The organism is Cytobacillus sp. BC1816 (genome assembly GCF_051353635.1).
GTDB lineage: Bacteria > Bacillota > Bacilli > Bacillales > Cytobacillaceae > Cytobacillus > Cytobacillus oceanisediminis_C.
Genome location: NZ_CP195611.1, coordinates 3,071,568 through 3,091,103 on the forward strand (window position 1 = coordinate 3,071,568; position 19,536 = coordinate 3,091,103).

Consider the following 19,536-nt stretch of genomic DNA (forward strand, 5'->3'; position numbering starts at 1 on the left):
GTCGAACATTTCTATAGAATACCCTAAATAGCAGCCAATGGTATATTTGGATTGCAGAGGATCAAGGGGAAATTAATTCACACATCTACATGGAGATACTATAAAAAGTGCCCCGCCCTGGCAGAATAACACACTAATTTGTCTATATGACCAATGTCTATACCATTCCGGAATTTAAAAATAGCGGGCATTGGAAGCAAACTATTAAGTACCATTAATAAATGGGTCAAAGACAATGAAAATGAATTTGTCATCGTATGGCAGAGTGATGAAGCGGTTAATTATTATAAAAAAATAAGTACGTTCAATGTACAGAACTCATGGAGTATTTCCCGCCTTGATTTACAGCTATTATCTATTAAAATCAACTAATCCCAGAACACAAACTGAAAGCGTTCAGATTTGTAATTAAAATTTTTTGGGAGAGGTAAAGATTTTGGGAAGAATAGATCTAAAAATTTTTACAGCGGTTTCATTCTATATCGCCCTGGCTCCCATTATTATCATACACTTATCTATAATTATATTATCAAGAACATCAGTCGAAAGGTTAGATAACAAGCTTGAAGTCATTATCCTGCTAGCATTTCTGGCTTCCGTGTCTGCTATCCCTTTGAGTATCGTTTCTATGTTCAGCAGAAAACTTATCTAAGAGACTTTTTGCTTTAAATCTATTGCATGCTTGTCTTTATGATTATGCTTTGATGATGGAAATAAGTTTTTAGAAAAGCGCAAAAAAGTATTGCCCAAAGCATCTCTAGACAAAATTAAATACTGGCATTTGAGAGAGCGTGTGACAGATATAATCTAATGACTAACCTTACAAACAAATCATAGCTATTTACAGCCGGGTTAAAGAAATTCCGTTATATATTATGTTGATTTAAATTTTTCTAAATAAGGGATCAGCTTTTTCACCAATGGCTTTAGTTGTTTTGATGAGTTGCGAATGCTGTCGATAGTTTCCATTAATAAAATAAAATCTATTTCATTTAAAAAGTCCTCTATCTGATTTTGGGCTGTGCTTTTCTCTGAGTTTTTCTCTTTGGGTTTTGGGCCAAATATCCAATTATCAAAGTGGCTGGTCTTATCTGCTGCTATATTCTGCTTTGTTTCACGATCTCCGTAGGATTCATCGTCATGTCCTTTACCAAACATTAGACTTGTAAAGGGATCAATTTGTTTAGTAAATGGTTCTGTTTGTTGATTATCTTTTTCTGACAAGTAGTTTTCCTCCTATCTCCTTTAAAAGGTAAGAACAGAATATGGTATTTTTGAAAAGCCAAATAAAAAATAAATGTAAATTTTTTTTGTTTTATACTATTGTCCAATCACTCTAGTTGCTTCTGCATATATTAAATTGAAGGGTGAACAACCTTTCAGACCAGCTCCGCCAGGACAAGTTCCTGGCTACCACCTCCTAAGAAGGTGCCCAATCCATTTATGGGCACCTTCTCCAAATAAAAGAATCTAAAACTTAAATGTACAGTAAAATCAGAAGGAAAGAACATACATTCAGGGTGCAGAAATTCTGCCCCTTCATGATTATTCATTCTCTTTTTTGTCATCGTTCCCGCTTATTCTAGGTCTCCCCCAGAAAGAACTCCAAACGTCTCTCCTTGAATTTATATGTTCATGCTCCTTATGTTGTTCATGTCCGATATGGTCATGGTGATCTTTATGCTTTCTATCCCTTTCCTGGATAATTTCAACATTATCGGCATGGATAACCAAATTTTGGACACGCAGGATTTTTTCTTTTTTTTCCTTTGACACTGATATCGCCCTCCTCCATGAGATTAATATCATCATATTCTTTTTGCATAATATGGTATAGGCTGTTGAATTATATAAACATTTAATAATTTAGGTATTTTCTGAAAGAAAACAAAAAAGAAACAGAGCATGAATTCACCCTGCTTCCTTTCAATGATTTAGATTTCAAACAATCAATTAGTAGATTCCTGTGCAAGAGCAGCCTACGATAATCAAAAGAACAAAAAGCACAACAATCAAAGCAAAAGCATTGCTATTTCCAGACATTCTATTCCACCTCCTAAAAGGAGTAATTACTTCATATGTGGTAGCTGAACAATTATTTCAAAATTGCAGCACCCACAATAATCAGCAAAATAAACAATACAACGATTAAAGCAAACCCGCGGTTTCCACCGCCGTATCCGCCGCCATAGCCAGCTCCGCCGTATCCGCAGCCATTAAATCCCCAGCACATAGAATGTCACCTCCAACTCCATTTTTAAATGCTGTATTTTTCAGCTCACTATACAATATGAAAAGCTTGTAAATAGGTCTGGACAAACACCTAAAATGACCATAATATCCGCAATTGTCTATTCTTCGCTAATCCCCATAAATTTTTCCAGTGCCACTACTGAAAGATAAGTACTAATTGTATAAATGGCAATGCACGCTCCCTAATAAAGCAAACCAGTTAATAAACTCAGAAAAACATTAGCCTAAACTTTTCTGTAAAATATCCGCTATTAGCCTATACACTCTGGAATAAAACCCATATAGTGGTAACGTGAGTAATCACATCTTTCTTCTCCAATAGAAAGACAAAACTTTTTCATGGATGAAAAAAGCGTATATCGGCGATACGCTTTTTTCTTGTTTGCAGAGTTACATACCTCAACTGGTGCCTTTCAAGGACCGATGGCCATACTTCAGACTGAAACGAAGAATGCCCCTTTTTATCATTTTTTCAGCTTAATAATCTAGTGTTGCTTAGACAGCTACGACAACATACAGTATTTCAGAAATTAGAATGGGATGAAATTTCATAACCCTTGGCTTTCTTAACTTTATTTTCATGAAATACTTTTTAAAAAAAATGATGGTCTGATTAATTTTCATTGGTGTTTTAAGACTGTCTCTTTAATCGAATCGGATAAATAATTTTTCAAATGCTTCGCCAGTCCCCGTATCCTAAACCAGAACCTTACTTCATATTACTCTAGCCCTTTTCGCAAACTTCCCCTGTTATTGAATATCTCATGTTGAATACCAGTTAGTTGGTATATATACATCTTAAAAAAATCGGAATGGATCGTTAATAATACCTATGTTCCTAAATAGTAAGTTTTACGTTGATGGAAACATATCAGATATTTTGGCTTTTTAGAGCATAAACATCAGTATGGAGTAATAGAAAAGAGGGATAGCCATGTCCTTTATCGGATTTGAACTGATAGCCAAGAGAGCATGGACGATTTTGCCTGGCCACACTTTTTCAATGTCCATTCTATGGAACAAAAAAAAGATCCCTTCATCGATTGGAAGAGACATCTATCATGAACCTGGACTGATTCTCCCTGATAAAAGAATTGCAGCTACAGGGAGGATTCACCATCTGTCTGAAAATACAATAAATCACTATGAACCTTTACAAACAGCGCCTTGTTACCTTATTTGCCGGCCGGAAATTCCTCTGGATGACCTTAAAATTGAACTTCTTGCGCCGAATAAAGGTATTATGGAACCCATTCATCAAACGGCCGTTCTTTGCTTATGGAGCGAGGAAAAACAGCTTTTAAGCAATACAGAGCTCCACCTGGATCCCCAATCTATTGAATGGAACCCTCCAGTTCAATATTCTATCGATCTATCTTTTTTACTGGGTAAAATTTAGAACTTATAAACAATCCTTAATGCCATTTTTTCATCTACACACCGAGCATTAAACTAATATCGGCGTTAAGAAATAAACAATTAAAAAGGCTGTCAAAATACGCATACCGATTCCTAATACAGCTGCTCCCATGGCCTCCTTTTCACTAAGGTCAGAATTAGCTGCCCATATAACCGGAACCTGACCAAAGATAGTAGACAAAGGCAAACCAGATGACGCCAGCACGAAGGATCCAATCACCAAACGCGGATCCAAAGTACCCGCAACTTCTGACAACTGGGCCATGGCCAGAGCCGGGCTGGCCAATATGGAAAGAATGCCTGTCTCAGGATGAATATTCAGAGCTAACAATACGGTTGACAAGCCGGATTCAAATTTTGCCCAAATTCCGATATAGTCCAAAACACCAATAACAGCAAACACGACAGCTGCAGCTGGTATAATGAGAAGGAATAAAAGCTCTGCTCCCTCCCTGGCTGCATTAAATAGAGTGGGCAAAAAACCAGTTTTGGGAGTAAATTGAGGCAGTTTTGCTATTTGGACAGCTCTTGTATCCCGGTAAATGGTTTTAGATAGTAGAAACGGGACAATAATGACAGGCATGAATACAGCTAACACAACGACTACAAAAGCATTGGCCCCTACAGCCGTTAAAGCGACCATGCCTAACATAAATGTAGCAAAGGATTGCTGCGATTGAACCATGGTTGCTACCGCTATTTTTTGCTCTGCTTTTGTTGCTCCCGAACGGATTAAAATCGGTCCGGCAATTTTTCCAGCCGCATTTATATCACCAAGAATATTATATATACTTGGAATGATAACAGCTGAATTCACTTTCATCAGCTTTGTAACAGGAATAAATATCCGAATTAACGCATCAGTAAAGCCTAACCTTTCCAGAAACCTTCCAATAATGACACTAACAATAATGGAAACGCCTACTGTGCCGGTTAAAAATATCTCTACGATAACCGGGAAAACTTGATCGACAATGGAAGTAAATAACCCGGCTAATGTTCCTGGAGTGATTAACAATACTAACAGTGAGATAATGACTAAACCAAGACCTACTACTTCGATTTGTGTCCATTTTCTAGTTAAAGGAATCGGGGCACTAGTCTCTTCTATTTCTACATCTTTTTGTACTAAAGATTTAACCTCGCTCATCTACCTGCACTCCTTTTTTATAGTGTATGGACAGCCGTTTTTTTCAATAGATAACCAGTAGCCATTTCTTCTGCATATTTCTTTAAATGCGGAGAGCCCATTTCATTTATGGACATGCTTGTCACACGTTCCCGGAAAACAACGACTTCTACATCAGGAAGCAGTATATCTAAGGCATAAGCTAAAGGTAAACCATTTTCCAGTATTTCTAACACATGGCAGTTGCCAATAATAAAATTAAGCCCTAACTCCTTAGCCGTTTCAATAAGTGGATGTCCATCATAAACCCGGCTAATGGAAGCGAGAACAGTGTCAGCTTCAGGGTGTTCTTGGATGACTTGACGCAAATGGTCAGGGGAAAATCCCGTATGCGGGAAAATGTGCACAATATTGTTCACGGTGCTGGTTTCTTCTCCACAGACAATCCGCCCGCGTGTCACTGTACTTGTTTCAGTCAGAGATGAAGCATTGCGTATTTCCTTTTCGGTATGTAATAGATCATCTTCATCTTTTAGACCCATAAAATTGTCCAGCCGAGTTAAAATATCTCCTAGCGTTTTCACCTCCGGGAGTGCTTTTCCTACATATAAAATATTTCCATGTACTCCTCCATAAGAAACCTCTGTCCTGTATACCTGATGGCCGTGCAAAAAAGGGATGCCAGGATGCAATCCATGGAAAGCTTCATGTAATTCAAATGCAGCAACATCATATAAATCCAGATAGTTTTTCAAAATAACACCACCTGAATTAGCCGCTTCAGCTATCGGGTGATGAGCAACAATGGCATCGACACCAGTAGCGCCGGCAAGTTCAATACATCCTTCTGTCATGGTCATAGCAACGGCTACTTTTTTTACTTCTTTTTTCATTTCACCATAAACAAGACCAGGAGTTTCTATGATTTCTTTTCCTGGAAGGTTGGAAGACTTCATGATGACAAAGGGATGCTCACCACTTGTAATATCATTTAGTGATTTAATCACTCTTCCTCCTGTAAGGTCATCCAGCGCAATCAATACATCTTCTACTGTTTTCATAATGTTGCCTCCTTTTTTTTATAAAAAAAACCGTCAGCACAAAACAAACAGACGCTAGTCTGAAAGCTTGTACTGACGGTTTTTATGCACTCTTAAGAGTTCAATGGACCAGTCACCAATATTTAGTTACCTGGAAATATAGGCACTCGTATCCCGATCCAGGGTAATAATAGTACCTGAAAGCTCAGTAACGGGATCATAGTCCTTTAAAATAGAAAGTACCTTCATCCCATATTTTTCTTCCAGGACATTCCTTAAATGTTCCTTATAACTATCTATGATGGCAATGTCAGTCATTCGGGTTACAAAGCGATTAATCTCGTCCAAATGTTTAAGAGATGGAATTCTCTTATGATAGGCGAAAATTAATATCTTATCCCCCAAAAAGTCGATTCTTTGACTTTTGACACCAATGTTAAACAATATAAGGTTGATATTATTATAGTCCTTAATAAGCTCCTGTTTAAATGGGCCAGCAGTCCAACTCATTTACCCACACCATCTTTTTGAAATTTCAGAATCATTAGATAAATAGAATTTATCATAGATAATACTATCTGTAAAGTGTTTATATTAAAAATCTATTAGCAGTTAAATGATATATTTCAAGTTCTCATTTAGAATCAATACTAAAAACAGAACTGTTCATTCCTGATTCTTGAAGTAAAGCAGGATCTTTCAGCGATTCCCATTATCTTTTATGTCATAAAAAAAAGAGTATATTCATAGCTTCTATATAAAAAGATAGATAAGGTGGTCATTCAGCGTGAACGGATACCTAACATTATGCCATCAATACGCCCATATATTAAAGGGAAGCATGAAGCTTGAAGATGGAGTATGCTCTGTGGAAATAAAACGGAACCTGGACGTTTCCATTCAGGGACGGCCCAGCAAAGGGGAAGTAGGTGCTGAGCTTTCGTTTGAGTCTTTGGACCATCAAGGAATTGCACTTAACCTTGGTGAAACAGTTCTTCTGGAAGAAGAAATTCCTCTTTTCACACAAGTATTAGTCAGAAATGGAGTCAGCATCAGTGCCCTGCACAACCACTGGCTGTTCGCTAAGCCCCATATCCTTTATATTCATTTTCAATCAGTTGAACCTCCTTTATCGTTTGCGCAAAAAGCTGCTGAAGCATTTAATGCAATTAAGATGTATGGATAGATTTCAAGATGAGCCATTAGCCACACGCATAATCAATTCTTTTTAAAAAGCCTAATTCTTGGTGCTGAAAGTGAAAAAATTAGGCTTTTTAAGATATTATTTGAATGATAATTGCAAGAGATAATTACAAGAGGGTAAAACCTCTGAGAATTTTCCTTTATTACCTTATAGCACCCGTTGATTTTATCGTGACGTCTACGGAAACATCAATGTTTGAATCCGCTAGAGCTTCGCCCCAATGTCCTTCAACTTTTTTATATTGTTCATATTGATAGGCTCTAGCATAAATACCGAGCCCGATTGGATCAATTTTGTTTTTCTGGATTTTCTTAATAAGACCTTCAAATCGGGATTTCAATTCTTGCTCAATCATCTTCTCAAGTTCATTTTCTTTTACATTACCTGAAGTAAATAGCTGTTCCACAACACTTGCGGTCATATGAATCTTATAGTTGAAATGAAATTTATCCTGGTTATATGTAGTCTTTACTTTAGATTTAATCCTGCTAAGATCTATACTTAATTCGTTCTTATTAAAGATTCCTCCCTCATCCCCTAACGCTGGAAGTGGAATGGAAATGGTTAATTCTTCTGTTTGTTTATCCTTTAAGATAATTAGGAGTGACGTCTCTTGCATACCCAGAGTGTCAACATACTTTCCATACTGATCCATCAATGATACTCCAACTATTTCAACATCTTGGCCTTTTTTTAATTCTGATATCAAAGGAGTCATGCCCTTCTCGTACATTTGCCTATGGAGTGACTGAGGAGTAGCTAATACAGTCCTCGATCTATCAATGTTCTTATCAATAACTTCCTTCAAAAACAAAGGTAATTGTGGTTTATCTTCCGGTTCATAATGAATAACATCAGATACAGGACCATCAACCACTATGATTCTTGAATTTACGGAAAATGTGGGATTCCGATATATCGTATCTAAGACATTAAACCAATCTTCATGTTCCAGTACTCGTTTTCCTATCAAAAGCACTTGAATTTTCCCGGCAGTGACCGCACCTGGTGTCAAAGCGTCAAAATGCCTCCTGGAATCCCGTATTGTTTTTGCTTTTAATTCATATGTTTCAATTTTTTTCTTGGCTTCACTATTGAACACAGGACTTGATTCAGAAATGATTAGATTATCTTCCTCATCGAGATCAACACCAAGTATTAAGGAAATCGCTAAATCCTCTATAGGAATACTTCGTCCACAGCTTGAAAGTATTGCAGCAAGAAAAAAGAAAAGAATCACAAGGAACCAACGTTTCATTTATTTGCCCTCCTTTTAAACAATCCGTGCAGCCAGACATATCCCCATAAACATATAGGAAAAGCAAACGCAAGTATTAGCCCAGCTTGATCGATCATTTTTTGAAGAAGGAAATTATTATCGAAAGTTGGGGGAAACAACACAGCAAATATACATTCAAGCAGTAAAAACCACGCTATATGTCTACTATGATCTTGTCTTCCAGCCAGCTGACTTGTACAAAATACTGTCATAAACATTAATGGAAGGACTGTTGTAGAAATAACAAATATATAAAAAGAAAAAAACACAATTTCCAGCCGTTCGATAAATTCAAATTCAATGACCTTTAAAATTATTATTGTAGGTTCATTATATATGGTAATTTCGTCAGGGCTAAAAAATGCAAAGGCTCCTATGGTTATCATCAAGTACATGAGGAGTGAAAGTGTATTAGCAACTACAATACCCAAAGAGGCTTTATCCTTCTTTTGTAAGTAAGGATAGAGAAAAAAGGCAATTTCAAAACCTACAAAAGAAAGAATGGCCGTTTTTACAGCCGTAAAAATTGGAACCCAGCCTTCCTTAAGAACAGGGAGCAAATGAAGCCACTCAGCATGTTTCATAGGAATTAAATAAATAAGAATTGCCCATAATGTCATGAAATAAACGAATTCAGAATACCTGGCTAATATACTGATGTTTTTTCGAACAATTAAATAGCTAGGAATCGATAACAACAAAATTAATATCAAGATATTGGTATGAGGTAAAATCCACGCTTGAATAAAGAGTGCCTCTCTAATAAAAAGAACATGGGTCAATATAGCAAAATACAATGCAAATATAATGGTACTTGCCCTTCCTATCCATTTCCCAAAATAGTGGGTTACCAGATCAAGGATCGTTCCATTCGGATACTTCTTCATAATTTGTATAATGATTAAACTAATCATTGTCGAAAAAAACCAGCAAATGATGATTGCAATCCAACCATCTGTCCCTGCTTTTTGAGCTAATTCCCTTGGCAGTGTTAAGACTCCGACTCCCATCTGCACACCATGAATCAATAAAATAAATTGCATCGGCGTAATTTGATTTTTTATGTTTATCATCACTGTTCGCCACCCTTTGGACGATGAGAATCTGCTTTTTTCATTTGAACGGCACTTGTACTTAAAGGGCGTTTTTTGATAGACCACTGCGGAAGTCGAATAAATACATCATTCCAATCTGGAAATCGTAATGGTGCGATCGGACTGCCATAAGGCATTCCTAATGATTCAAGCGCAATGAAGTGTGCAAGCAAGATCATTAATCCAATGGCAAGTCCCACAAATCCGAAAAGAGAAGCAAGTATCATCATCGGGAACCGGACCATTCGAATGGCTGAACCCATTTCATAATTTGGAATGATAAAAGAGGCTATGGCTGTCAAAGCTACAACAATCACCATTACATTACTTACAATTCCTGCCTCCACAGCTGCTTGTCCAATGACAATACCACCTACAATACCAACTGTTTGTCCAATTTTTGCCGGAAGCCGAACACCCGCTTCCCTCAGCATTTCCAGAGTAATCTCCATAATAAATGCCTCAATATAAGGGGGAAAGGGAACACGTTCTCTTGATTCGCCTATGGATAATAGCAGCTTTAAAGGAATGACTTCAAAATGAAAGAAAATGATGGCGATGTAGATTGATGGCAGAAATATTGCGATTAAAAAACCAAAATATCTCATTAGACGAATAAAAGAAGCTACCATCCAACGGGAGCTATAATCATCTATAGTTTTGAAAAAAGAATCAAATGTTGCCGGGCCAATTATGACATTAGGCGATCGATCTACCACTATTGCGATTCTTCCTTGTAATATTTCCGAAGCCGCAAAATCAGGACGTTCTGTCAATAATAGCTGTGGAAAAGGAGAATATGGATTATCCTCAATGTATTCAGCAAGTACGCCCGCGTTTATTACGCTATCAACATTCACTTTCTGAATTCGTTCCTCAATCTCCTTCAGCACTTCGTGATTCGCGACATCTGCCAGATACAAGATAGCTAACTTCGACTTCCCCCTTTCGCCAACAGTCATTTCCTTTATTTTCAGTTCCCGGTTGTAAATTTGCTTACGGATTAACGCTACATTATCACCACCGGTCTCTGTAAATCCCACATGTGACCCATGTATGGAAGATTCTATTGGCGAGTCTTCAATGGATCTTTTAGGAAAAGAAGAAGTAAAATAAATAAAAGCCTCTGTCCGTTTTTCTACAAATAAGACACATTCGCCATTCAAAATCGCACTTTCAATCTGCTGCCACTTATTTGTTTCTTTTATGTGACTCAGTGATACCCTCAATTCCGTTTCACTATTATCCTTACCGTTCTCAAATAGAAGAGGTTTTAACACATGGTTATTAATCGTCTGACTATCGGTTATTCCGCTCAGATAGACAAGTACTGCTTGACTATTTGAGTGTGTTATAACGAAATTCCTCACAACAAGATCAGGTGTTTCACTAAAGATTGACTGGATTTCTTCTATATTTTCCATTAAATCTAAGCTGATTAGATTGCGGTTATGCTGCTGAGTAAAATTGGGCTGATTATTGTATTTCCGAAAGAATTTCATTAGAGGTTCCCGCCTAAATTATGATAACTTAGTTTGTATCTAAGGCTGGAAAAACATGCAATTAGTCCCTCTTATATCAATTAAATTTAAAAAGAATTTTGCCGGAAGCGTCTCTAAACAACATTAACCATCTACCTAAAATTGGTTTTAACTTTATAAAATAAAAAGCTCACACTATTCATTAAGAAAAGACATTCCAACATGAAATGTCTTTTCTTAATCTTTAGGATAATTAAATGATTTCTCCCCTTACAACAACCATTTCTATGCTTTCTAGATTACTCAGGCACTCAAGCGGATTTTCTTTTAGCAAAATCAGGTTTGCCCTGTAGCCCTCTTTAATTTGCCCAACGTCACGACCTAAAATTTTCCCGGCATTTACTGTTGCTGTCTTTAGCACCTCTTTTGCATCAGGAATCATCTCATACATCGTATACAATTCATCCAGCAGCGCCCGGTGAGATGTGCATGGTGAACCAGCATCTGAACCGGCACCAATCAGGATATTCCGGTTAAAATAGGATTCAAATGCATTCCGATGAATGCTGACGATTTCTTCTGCTTTGTCTCGTGCATAAGAAGGAATCCCTTCCTGTGAAGCAATTTGCTTATAGACGAACAATGTTGGAATCCAGGCGGTATTCCGTTCTTCCATTAAGTCAACTAGTTCATCATCCAGAAAATGACCGTGCTCAATCGTATCGACGCCAGCAAGAATCGAATTAAGTATTCCATCACGCCCAATCGCATGTGACGCAACTTTGAGTCCAAACCGATGCGCCTCTTTACAGATGACTTCCTGCTCTTCCAGGCTTAGCTCTGCATGGCCGACCTGTTCCCCTTCTATTCTTCCATAGACCCCGCCAGTAGCACTTACTTTAATCACTTCAGCACCCTTAAAGATTTGTTCGCGCACACCCTTTAAAGCCTCTTCCTTCCCATCGACAAATCTTGCCCAGAACGGATCATGCCCTCCTGTCATGGTTAATGTTTTTCCGCTGGCGATGACATCGGGACCTGAAATAAGCCCCCTTTTGATCCCTTTTGCTGCATGCAGGGCAATATCATCAATGGAGCCAATGTCCCTGACAGTCGTTATTCCGTGCTTGAGATATGTTTGGCAATTAGAAACAGCCCGTATCAGCATCTGCTCATAACCTTCTGTTTCGGAGGTTTGAACTGGATTTAATGAACCGTCCCACATCATATGAATATGTAAATCTATTAAGCCAGGAGCGAGGAACCCTTGATTTCCATCGATGACCTTTACGTTGGCTGGCAGTTCGGATTCAGGGATAATGTCTTTAATCAAACCGTCCTTTATCCAAAGAGCTAAACCCTTCTTACATTCCAATTCTTCGCCATATAATAGCTGTACATTTGATATCACAAGCTCCATCACATGTTCCTCCTATCACTTTTAAAAGGAAGAAGTACAATACTTCTCCCTTTCTCGTTTGGTATATGAGTTAAAAAAGCAGGGACTGCATATCACGCGGATATTCTGTAATTAATCGGCATCCATCAGTAGTAATAAGAACAGTATCAGAGTGTCTAAAACCGCCAACCCCCGGTATATAAATCCCCGGTTCAATCGAGAATGCCATTCCTTCCTCTACCACATCATGATGGTCATAACGCAAAAATGGCTGCTCATGAGCTGATACTCCTATTCCATGTCCGGTTCGGTGAATTGCATATTTTTCAAGTCCTGCCTTTTCAAACACTTGACGGGCAACACTATCTACCTCTGAAAATTTTACACCTGGTTTAATAAAATCAATCGCACGCTGCTGCGCTTCTATTGCAGCTTGAAACGCCTTTTCCTGTTCAGATGTTGGTTTTCCAACAATCACGGTTCTCTCTAACTCAGCTCGATACCCATTGAGCCCAACCTGTCTGCTGTGAATAATGACATCTCCCGCTTCAATTTTTCTTGTATTGGAAAAGACGTGCGGCATGATGCTTCGTTTTAACCCGGAAGGCGACATAACCACAATATCAATCACTGAGTCGGGATATTGTGCCGCAGTTGCTTCAAACAGTGCCGCATTTCCCGCTGCATCTATTTCCATTTCTGTAGTTCCCGCTTGAATTTGCGCTAATGACTTGCTTACTGCCAGGTTCACTAATTGCCCGGCCTGCTCGAGCATATGAATTTCTTCTTCATCTTTGATAAATCGCATTTGATAAATAAATTGCCCGATGTCAACCACCTGATAGCCTGATTTCTGAAGATAGAGCAAAGCCTCACCCGGAATAAACGCTAAATCCACACCAATTTTTGATGAGTCAGGACTTTGCTTTACCAATGTACTTATATGCTCCATATGTGAGGTCTCAACCCTGCCGGCACCAGGATGCTCATAATAGACCAAGACATCATCTGCATGTGAATGTTCCAGTGCATGTGTTTCTTCAAGGCCAGGAACAATCATGGCTGTCTTTTCCTGCAAATGAAAGATGATAGGCCGAGAGTAAATGAGTGCTTTAAAATTTGTTAAATAAAATTGATGGTCAGGATTAAAGACAAATACAGCAGAAATGGAGTGATCCTTCATATACTCTTTTAATCGATTGATTCTTTTCATTGAATCCACGATATCCAGCTCCTTTTTTGAAAAATTTTTTTAGCTTGTATGATCTGTCGTAAGGTCTGCTGAGACATTTTTGTTTCTGGTTGCCAAACTGACAATAATGAGTGTTAATACGGACAATGGCAAGGCAAACAGGACACTATTCCAATCTAATGGCCGATTAAGACCGATTTCCCAAATCATCGTTGCTGAACCACCCACAATCATGGAGCTAATCACGCCTGCTTTTGTTGCATTCTTCCATAATACGGTTGCAAGAATGGCAGGAGTTAAGGACGCGCCATACATCGTATAGGAATACATTTGGATGGCCAGGACACTTGGGAAGAATTGTCCTAATACATAAGCGAGAACCCCTAATATCACGACAATGACACGGTTGTACCATAGAAGTTTACTTTCAGGCAGCTTCCTTTTGCTTGAACGCTGGATTAAGTCACTGACGATATTTCCTGATGCTGATAACAGGTAAGAAGTAGCTGTTGTGATAATAAAAGCAACGGCTGAGCAGAGAATGAGCAATCCGATTACAAGGGGTACACCATCGATCGCAAGTGATAAAATGGCTGTATCGGGTTTTATATCTGGGAAAAGCACAATGGAGGTAGTTGCTAAGATGATGGTTAAACTTATGACAAACACACTGCCAACAAAAAAGCCGATAGTGGATTTCCGGGCTACGTTCGGATCTTTCGCAGCGGAAAATCGCTGATACATGTTTTGATCACCCAGTACGAGTAAAAACAATGGCAGGAAGAAGCCGAGAAGCTGAGGAAATGTTAATCCTCCATTCCAGGTCTTATTCATTTCAGGCAAGGATAGAGATAATCCTTCAAAGCCTCCTACAGCATTCAATGCAAAGGGAACCCCGAATAGAAAGCCAATGATAATTAAGATGGCACTAAGTGCATCCGTATACGCCACCGAAAATAGCCCGCCGCTCACAGTTAAGAAGATGACGAGAGCACACATAATGATGGCGCCAACTTCCAGTGGAATACCGGTGGTTAATTGCAGCACATAGGCTCCACCTGTAAACTGGTAGGCTGTTATTCCGACAAATGCAAAGATGATTATAATGGATGATATATAAAGAGCTGTTTTTCCAAAACGCCGTTCCAAAAGTTCCGGTACTGTATAGATTTCAATCTTTCGAATCTTGGAAGCTATAAAGTATAAAATGATAGCTCCAACAATTCCGCCTGAAAGATTAAAAATAGCGGCAAACGGTCCGTATTGGTAAATAAAGCTCGCTCCGCCGACCACAGTTCCTGATCCAACAAACGTTGCCAGAAGAGTTCCCATTACGACGAAAAGCGGCAAGCTTCGTCCTGCAACCATGAAATCATCACTGTTTTTCACCGATTTTTTTGCGAAATACACACCTATCAACGCCATCAGAATCAGATAAAGAATGACTGCAACTAAGTAAATGTTCAATAAGCTCACTCCTTTTACTATTTTTATATAAGGCTGTGTGGAAGCTTAATGCAGATTTTATCCTGGAACAGGGATCCTTGTTTCCTATTTAATTTTCTTTAGGAACGTTGTATACAAGGGGGACTCCGCAATTGCAGAGCCCTGTTTTTTCCGTTACAGCATACTGAAATCATGACACCAAACATTTGTCGTTAGTGTACGTTAGCTGACCAAAACACCGTTTTTCATAACCAGCTTGTCTCCCCGCAAACGATTTAAATCATTTAAAGGATTGCTGTCTACAATCAGAAGATCTGCGAATTTCCCTGGTGAAATACTGCCGCGCTGATCTTCAATCCCCAGACATTCAGCGGCAACAGCCGTAGATGCTTTGATGACATCCATTTCCGACATTCCCGCTTCATGCATAATCGCTAATTCATCATAATAATAGCGGGGCGGGGTTAATGGAGACCCACAGTCAGTACCTGTCGCAATCTTCACTCCGATTTGGACAGCCTCCTGCAGCATAGAGAAATGCGGTCCCACTACTTGCTTAGCTTTTTCAAGAGCAAATGCCGGGATGTCCGGGCTGCTTATAAGCTGTCTCATGACAGCCATTGTCGGCACTAAGAAAGTACCCTGATTTTTCATGATTTCAAGTGCCTGACGATCTGCGTAAATTCCATGTTCTATTGTATCGATCCCGACCTCTAAACAATTCATAATTCCTTCAATTCCATCTGCATGAGCAGAGACTTTCTTATTTTTCTTCAGTGCCTCTTCTTTTGCCGCACTTAGTTCTTCAATTGTTAATTGGACGGAACCAGGCTCCTCCCCTTTGGTATAAATACCGCCCGTTGCCATCACTTTCACCAGGTCTGCCCCTTCCTTGAGCACCCTTCTTGTATTCTTTCGCACTTCATCCGGCCCGTCCGATTCGTAGCCTAAATAATAGACATGTCCCCCTGTCATACAAATAGGTGCTCCGGAAGCAATAATGGTAGGTCCTTCAAGCAAGCCGGAATCAATGACATTTCTTACATGCAACACGGTTCGATCCGGTGCACCCAAATCCCTGACCGTAGTGACTCCTAATTTAAGTGTATCTAATGCATGTTTGTAGGCTTCCAAAGCAATTCTGTCATTTTCTTCATTTTTTATGACAGATTGAGGGTCTGCACTTCCATTCCAAACAAGATGTACATGGCAGTCAATCAGGCCGGGAAGGATATGTTTTCCGGTACAATCAATGATTTCAAACCCTTCTGTTTCCCTTGGCTCCCCTTGCTGCACCTCTGAAATTTTCCCGTTTTCAACCTTGATGTACGCATTCTCCATCACCTTATCATTAACTCCGTCAATAATGCTGCCATTTTTTAATATCCATTTCGTGTTAGCTGGCATTTTAAAGCCTCCTATTATTTGATTATTCAAAATCATAACAATAGAAAGATTATTTATCATTGTATACTACAAACAAAAAAGAGACATGAATTTGTCTCTTTTAAACAATTCTATTGAAATCGAACTGCCTTCTGTTTATAGCTGTGCATAGAAAATGCCACCATCAGCATTGAATAATTGGATGGATTTTGTATATCCATATGCAGTAATTCGCTTATTTTCTGCAATCGGTACTTGACCGTATTAGGATGCACAAATAATTCGCCGCTCGATTTTTGCAAATTGAAAAAGTGTTTTAAATATGTATAGAGTGTTTCGGTTAAGGAAGCATTTTTTTCCTGATCATAGGCAATCAAAGGACCCAGTAATTCTTCATCGAAGTTTTGAAACAAATGATGTGATTGTAAATTATAGGCTATTTTCTCTATCCCCATCTCATCCCAAAACACCAATTGTGCATCATGAATCTGACCATGCAGTAACCCCATTGATGACTGGTCATACATAGCCTTAATGTTGCTGCAATGGTTCACTTCGTCTATCGCACTTACACCGATACGGATTCCAGGATAGTCTGTCAGAATGTCCGCTACCCTCTCTCTGTCTAAAATTGAATCGATCACCCCAACAATTTTTCTGTTATAAATCCATAATCGCGAATTTGTTTCATTTTCTATTAAAAGCTCAGAAAGCATTTGAAGTTTTGACTGAAGTGTTTCCGGAGAGGAGGACTGCACTTGGATAATACATCTTACTTTCTTAAGGTCCATATAAAAATCTGATAGATTTTTATCATCGGATTCATCCTGAAAAATACGTTCAAGCATTTCGATATCTTTGCTTTTTTGATAGTGAAGCATTGTATTTTTATTATAGGCTGCCAAACTTAAAGCACGAATGCCATTCTTAATAACCTCTTCTGAATACTTATCCGTCGCTCCATTTTGACAAATAATGAGATAGCCAAGAAAGTTCATCTTAGAGAACAAAGGGGCTACCTTGAAAGTCTGATCAGGATCACGATCCATTTTCACAGCTATATTTGTTTCACGATTGGTGAAGCGCACTTTTAATACGTTCTCTTTATGCTGGTTTATGATTAAATTAATCAGGTGCTTAATCTCATTTCTGGTGTGGTCTTTCGTTTTCCAATACGCCATCAAATCAAAATACGGGTCTAACACGCACACAACATTGTTTATATATTCTCCTATTACTTTTACAATTGAATTCAAATCCTTTTCCAGGAGAACAATTTCCATTAGTTTCTCATTTAATTTATGGATTTTCGCAGCCTGTTCATTTTCCCTTTGATTTACTAGCTGATTGTATTTTTCGTGGATGATATAGTAAGGGACCTCTTGGGGAATTTCAAAAAGCGGAAAGGAATGAGTATTGGAGTAGTCAACAACTTCTTTTGGAATCGCTTTCAAAGCTGCTGTATGAAAACCAATAGCACTAATTCCGATTTCCTGCATCCATTCTAAATGGCTAATCATCTGATTCACATCTTTGAAAGCATGAAACGTGGTCATAACAAACCCTTTTTCTTTCATTCGGGATGTTTTTTCAGTAAGCTCCATACTTGTTAAGTAGGCAATCTCTTTATTTATATTTTGCCTGCCGCTTACCAGCATAATATTATCCTGTTCTAACACATCAGCAAATTCTTTCACTGTGATCATAATATTCCCCCCTTTAAAGATGAAACATTAACATTAATGAATTTGTTATGTATATCTAATAGTTTGTTTATATTATAAAGGCAACTTCTGCTAAATAAAATGGATAAAACCTAATGGTGATTTAAACATGTATGGGGTACAGCTGTGGCTGTACCCCATCATTAAGATTGATCTTTACTGAATAAAATACCCCACAAGAATTGACCCGGCACTATACACCAGCAGTAAAGCCATTATCACATTAAACTGACTTCTATACTTCGCCAGGAAGGATTGAAAAATCGATCCAAAAACACTCCAGCAAAAAGTGCTCAGGAAACCAACAAATGCAAGGAAAATGGAAAAGAAAATCAGGCTCGTATGTGAGGTGTGGTATGGGAGGATAAAGGTTGATATTACTGTAACCCCATATAAGATCCCCTTTGGATTAATAAATTGTAAAAGCATCCCGATTAAAAAGCCATTATGCTTATCATCATTATTGTTCTGGTCATCCGATTTACTGGTCATGATTTTATAAGCCAAAAACAGCATATAAATGACCCCAATGATAGTCATGATCAATTCAATCTTTGGAATGAAATGATGAAGCAATAGATTAAAATAACTGCAAAGTATCATTATGAAAAAGAACCCTGCGCTTACCCCCAAACAAAATCGAATCGTCTTTCTTAAACCGAACCGGTTAGCGAATACCATGGCCATAATATTGTTTGGACCTGGTGTAAAGCTGGTAACAAAAACATATAAGAAAAAAGATAATAAAGACATAGCTGCTTTCCTCCTTTCCATGTATGTTATAATGTACAAAAACAACAATATAACGATTTACTACATATTGTATATGACGGACGTTATATTGTACAGATGAAAGGAATGCAGCTATGGAGGATATTCATTTAATTCTGGCTAAAAATTTAAAAGCATTTCGAGAAAATAAAAAATTAAGTTTAGAGAAGGTGGCTGAATTAACGGGAGTAAGCAAAACGATGATCGGCCAAATTGAACGTGGCGAATCAAGCCCGACCATCACAACCATTTGGAAGATTGCAAATGGTTTAAAGATCTCTTTTACCTCATTGATTAATCATCCGCAGCCGGATACTCAAGTTGTTTTAAAGAAGGACATTCAGACATTATCAGAGGATCATGGCAGGTATCGGGTATATCCTTACTTTCCTTCCGAAAACGATAAGCGTTTTGAAGTGTATACCGTCGAAATTGACAAAGGAGGATACCTTAGCGCTGAACCACATATCGAGGGAACCGAGGAGCTGATTGTGGTCTTTGATGGGGAAATAACCATAAGGGTTAATAACGATGAATATACATTAGAAAGCGGTGACTCCATCAGATTCAAAGCGGATAAGCCCCATACCTATCATAATTCAGGGAAGTCTTTGGCACGTGTAAATATGATTTTATTTTATCCGGCAGAATAAAAGCATTTCTATGATTGGTGTAAATTTAACTGAAATCTTAAATTGACAAACTCTATCGCACGAAAA

Annotated in this window: 19 protein-coding genes and 1 pseudogene; 4 read left to right on the forward strand and 16 right to left on the reverse strand. The window is 38.3% G+C overall.

The genetic code is table 11. The features are described from left to right. Nucleotides 1-153 precede the first annotated feature (153 nt). Nucleotides 154-372 (forward strand): GNAT family N-acetyltransferase, encoded by a 219-nt coding sequence (locus ACR42H_RS15670; protein ID WP_436371691.1) that lies wholly within the window; start codon nucleotides 154-156, stop codon nucleotides 370-372. A 501-nt stretch (nucleotides 373-873) separates the two neighbouring features. Here the strand turns inward: ACR42H_RS15670 and ACR42H_RS15675 are convergent. From ACR42H_RS15675 to ACR42H_RS15690, 4 genes and pseudogenes are all read right to left on the reverse strand, one after another. After that, the gene (locus ACR42H_RS15675) at nucleotides 874-1,224 is read right to left on the reverse strand and encodes a hypothetical protein (protein ID WP_436371693.1); all 351 of its coding nucleotides are present in this window, start codon (nucleotides 1,222-1,224) and stop codon (nucleotides 874-876) included. 321 nt (nucleotides 1,225-1,545) lie between these two features. Further along, nucleotides 1,546-1,776 (reverse strand): hypothetical protein, encoded by a 231-nt coding sequence (locus tag ACR42H_RS15680; RefSeq protein WP_436371695.1) that lies wholly within the window; start codon nucleotides 1,774-1,776, stop codon nucleotides 1,546-1,548. A 177-nt stretch (nucleotides 1,777-1,953) separates the two neighbouring features. Further along, nucleotides 1,954-2,043: a YjcZ family sporulation protein gene (locus ACR42H_RS15685; protein WP_083390419.1), complete on the reverse strand. Its 90-nt coding sequence runs from the start codon at nucleotides 2,041-2,043 to the stop codon at nucleotides 1,954-1,956. A 52-nt stretch (nucleotides 2,044-2,095) separates the two neighbouring features. Further along, nucleotides 2,096-2,185: pseudogene (locus ACR42H_RS15690) on the reverse strand (YjcZ family sporulation protein); the annotation flags it as partial. Nucleotides 2,186-3,187: 1,002 nt separating this feature from the next. Between ACR42H_RS15690 and ACR42H_RS15695 the strand changes: the two are divergent. Further along, nucleotides 3,188-3,652, forward strand: coding sequence for a hypothetical protein (locus tag ACR42H_RS15695; protein WP_436371697.1), 465 nt, complete (start codon nucleotides 3,188-3,190; stop codon nucleotides 3,650-3,652). A gap of 48 nt (nucleotides 3,653-3,700) precedes the next feature. Here ACR42H_RS15695 and ACR42H_RS15700 read toward each other — a convergent pair whose 3' ends face one another. From ACR42H_RS15700 to ACR42H_RS15710, 3 genes are all read right to left on the reverse strand, one after another. Then, nucleotides 3,701-4,822 carry a hypothetical protein gene (locus ACR42H_RS15700; protein ID WP_436371699.1) on the reverse strand — a complete coding sequence of 374 codons (1,122 nt, stop codon included), beginning with the start codon at nucleotides 4,820-4,822 and terminating at the stop codon, nucleotides 3,701-3,703. A gap of 17 nt (nucleotides 4,823-4,839) precedes the next feature. Next, on the reverse strand, nucleotides 4,840-5,862 hold the full coding sequence (locus ACR42H_RS15705; protein WP_436371701.1) for a Nif3-like dinuclear metal center hexameric protein: 1,023 nt from the start codon (nucleotides 5,860-5,862) through the stop codon (nucleotides 4,840-4,842). 126 nt (nucleotides 5,863-5,988) lie between these two features. After that, nucleotides 5,989-6,351, reverse strand: coding sequence for a DUF2294 domain-containing protein (locus ACR42H_RS15710; RefSeq protein WP_436371703.1), 363 nt, complete (start codon nucleotides 6,349-6,351; stop codon nucleotides 5,989-5,991). Nucleotides 6,352-6,628: 277 nt separating this feature from the next. Between ACR42H_RS15710 and ACR42H_RS15715 the strand changes: the two genes are divergently transcribed. Further along, a complete protein-coding gene (locus tag ACR42H_RS15715; protein ID WP_113881670.1) occupies nucleotides 6,629-7,027 on the forward strand; it encodes a DUF1259 domain-containing protein in 399 nt (132 codons plus the stop codon). Between the two features lie 160 nt (nucleotides 7,028-7,187). On the opposite strand, the gene ACR42H_RS15720 is transcribed toward ACR42H_RS15715, so the two are convergent. The 9 genes from ACR42H_RS15720 to ACR42H_RS15760 all read right to left on the reverse strand — a co-directional run bounded on the left by ACR42H_RS15720 (nucleotide 7,188) and on the right by ACR42H_RS15760 (nucleotide 18,799). Continuing rightward, a complete protein-coding gene (locus ACR42H_RS15720) occupies nucleotides 7,188-8,303 on the reverse strand; it encodes a Ger(x)C family spore germination protein (protein ID WP_436371705.1) in 1,116 nt (371 codons plus the stop codon). After that, the gene (locus ACR42H_RS15725; protein WP_436371707.1) at nucleotides 8,300-9,397 is read right to left on the reverse strand and encodes a GerAB/ArcD/ProY family transporter; all 1,098 of its coding nucleotides are present in this window, start codon (nucleotides 9,395-9,397) and stop codon (nucleotides 8,300-8,302) included. Before ACR42H_RS15725 ends, ACR42H_RS15720 begins: the two co-directional genes overlap by 4 nt. Further along, nucleotides 9,397-10,920 (reverse strand): spore germination protein, encoded by a 1,524-nt coding sequence (locus ACR42H_RS15730; protein WP_436371709.1) that lies wholly within the window; start codon nucleotides 10,918-10,920, stop codon nucleotides 9,397-9,399. Before ACR42H_RS15730 ends, ACR42H_RS15725 begins: the two co-directional genes overlap by 1 nt. 232 nt (nucleotides 10,921-11,152) lie before the next feature. Further along, nucleotides 11,153-12,319: an amidohydrolase family protein gene (locus tag ACR42H_RS15735; protein WP_436371710.1), complete on the reverse strand. Its 1,167-nt coding sequence runs from the start codon at nucleotides 12,317-12,319 to the stop codon at nucleotides 11,153-11,155. Nucleotides 12,320-12,389: 70 nt separating this feature from the next. Continuing rightward, the gene (locus ACR42H_RS15740) at nucleotides 12,390-13,511 is read right to left on the reverse strand and encodes a M24 family metallopeptidase (RefSeq protein ID WP_436376961.1); all 1,122 of its coding nucleotides are present in this window, start codon (nucleotides 13,509-13,511) and stop codon (nucleotides 12,390-12,392) included. A 39-nt stretch (nucleotides 13,512-13,550) separates the two neighbouring features. Further along, nucleotides 13,551-14,957, reverse strand: coding sequence for a sodium:solute symporter family protein (locus tag ACR42H_RS15745; RefSeq protein ID WP_436371712.1), 1,407 nt, complete (start codon nucleotides 14,955-14,957; stop codon nucleotides 13,551-13,553). Nucleotides 14,958-15,158: 201 nt separating this feature from the next. Continuing rightward, entirely contained in the window at nucleotides 15,159-16,343 is a 1,185-nt protein-coding gene (locus tag ACR42H_RS15750; protein ID WP_436371714.1) for an amidohydrolase family protein, read from the reverse strand. 110 nt (nucleotides 16,344-16,453) lie between these two features. Further along, the gene (locus ACR42H_RS15755) at nucleotides 16,454-18,028 is read right to left on the reverse strand and encodes a helix-turn-helix domain-containing protein (protein ID WP_436371716.1); all 1,575 of its coding nucleotides are present in this window, start codon (nucleotides 18,026-18,028) and stop codon (nucleotides 16,454-16,456) included. A 174-nt stretch (nucleotides 18,029-18,202) separates the two neighbouring features. Then, a complete protein-coding gene (locus tag ACR42H_RS15760; protein WP_436371718.1) occupies nucleotides 18,203-18,799 on the reverse strand; it encodes a LysE family transporter in 597 nt (198 codons plus the stop codon). A gap of 113 nt (nucleotides 18,800-18,912) precedes the next feature. On the opposite strand from ACR42H_RS15760, the gene ACR42H_RS15765 reads away from it, so the two are divergent. Continuing rightward, complete coding sequence (locus ACR42H_RS15765; protein ID WP_436371720.1) at nucleotides 18,913-19,470, forward strand: helix-turn-helix domain-containing protein; 558 nt, start codon at nucleotides 18,913-18,915, stop codon at nucleotides 19,468-19,470. Nucleotides 19,471-19,536: the final 66 nt, after the last annotated feature.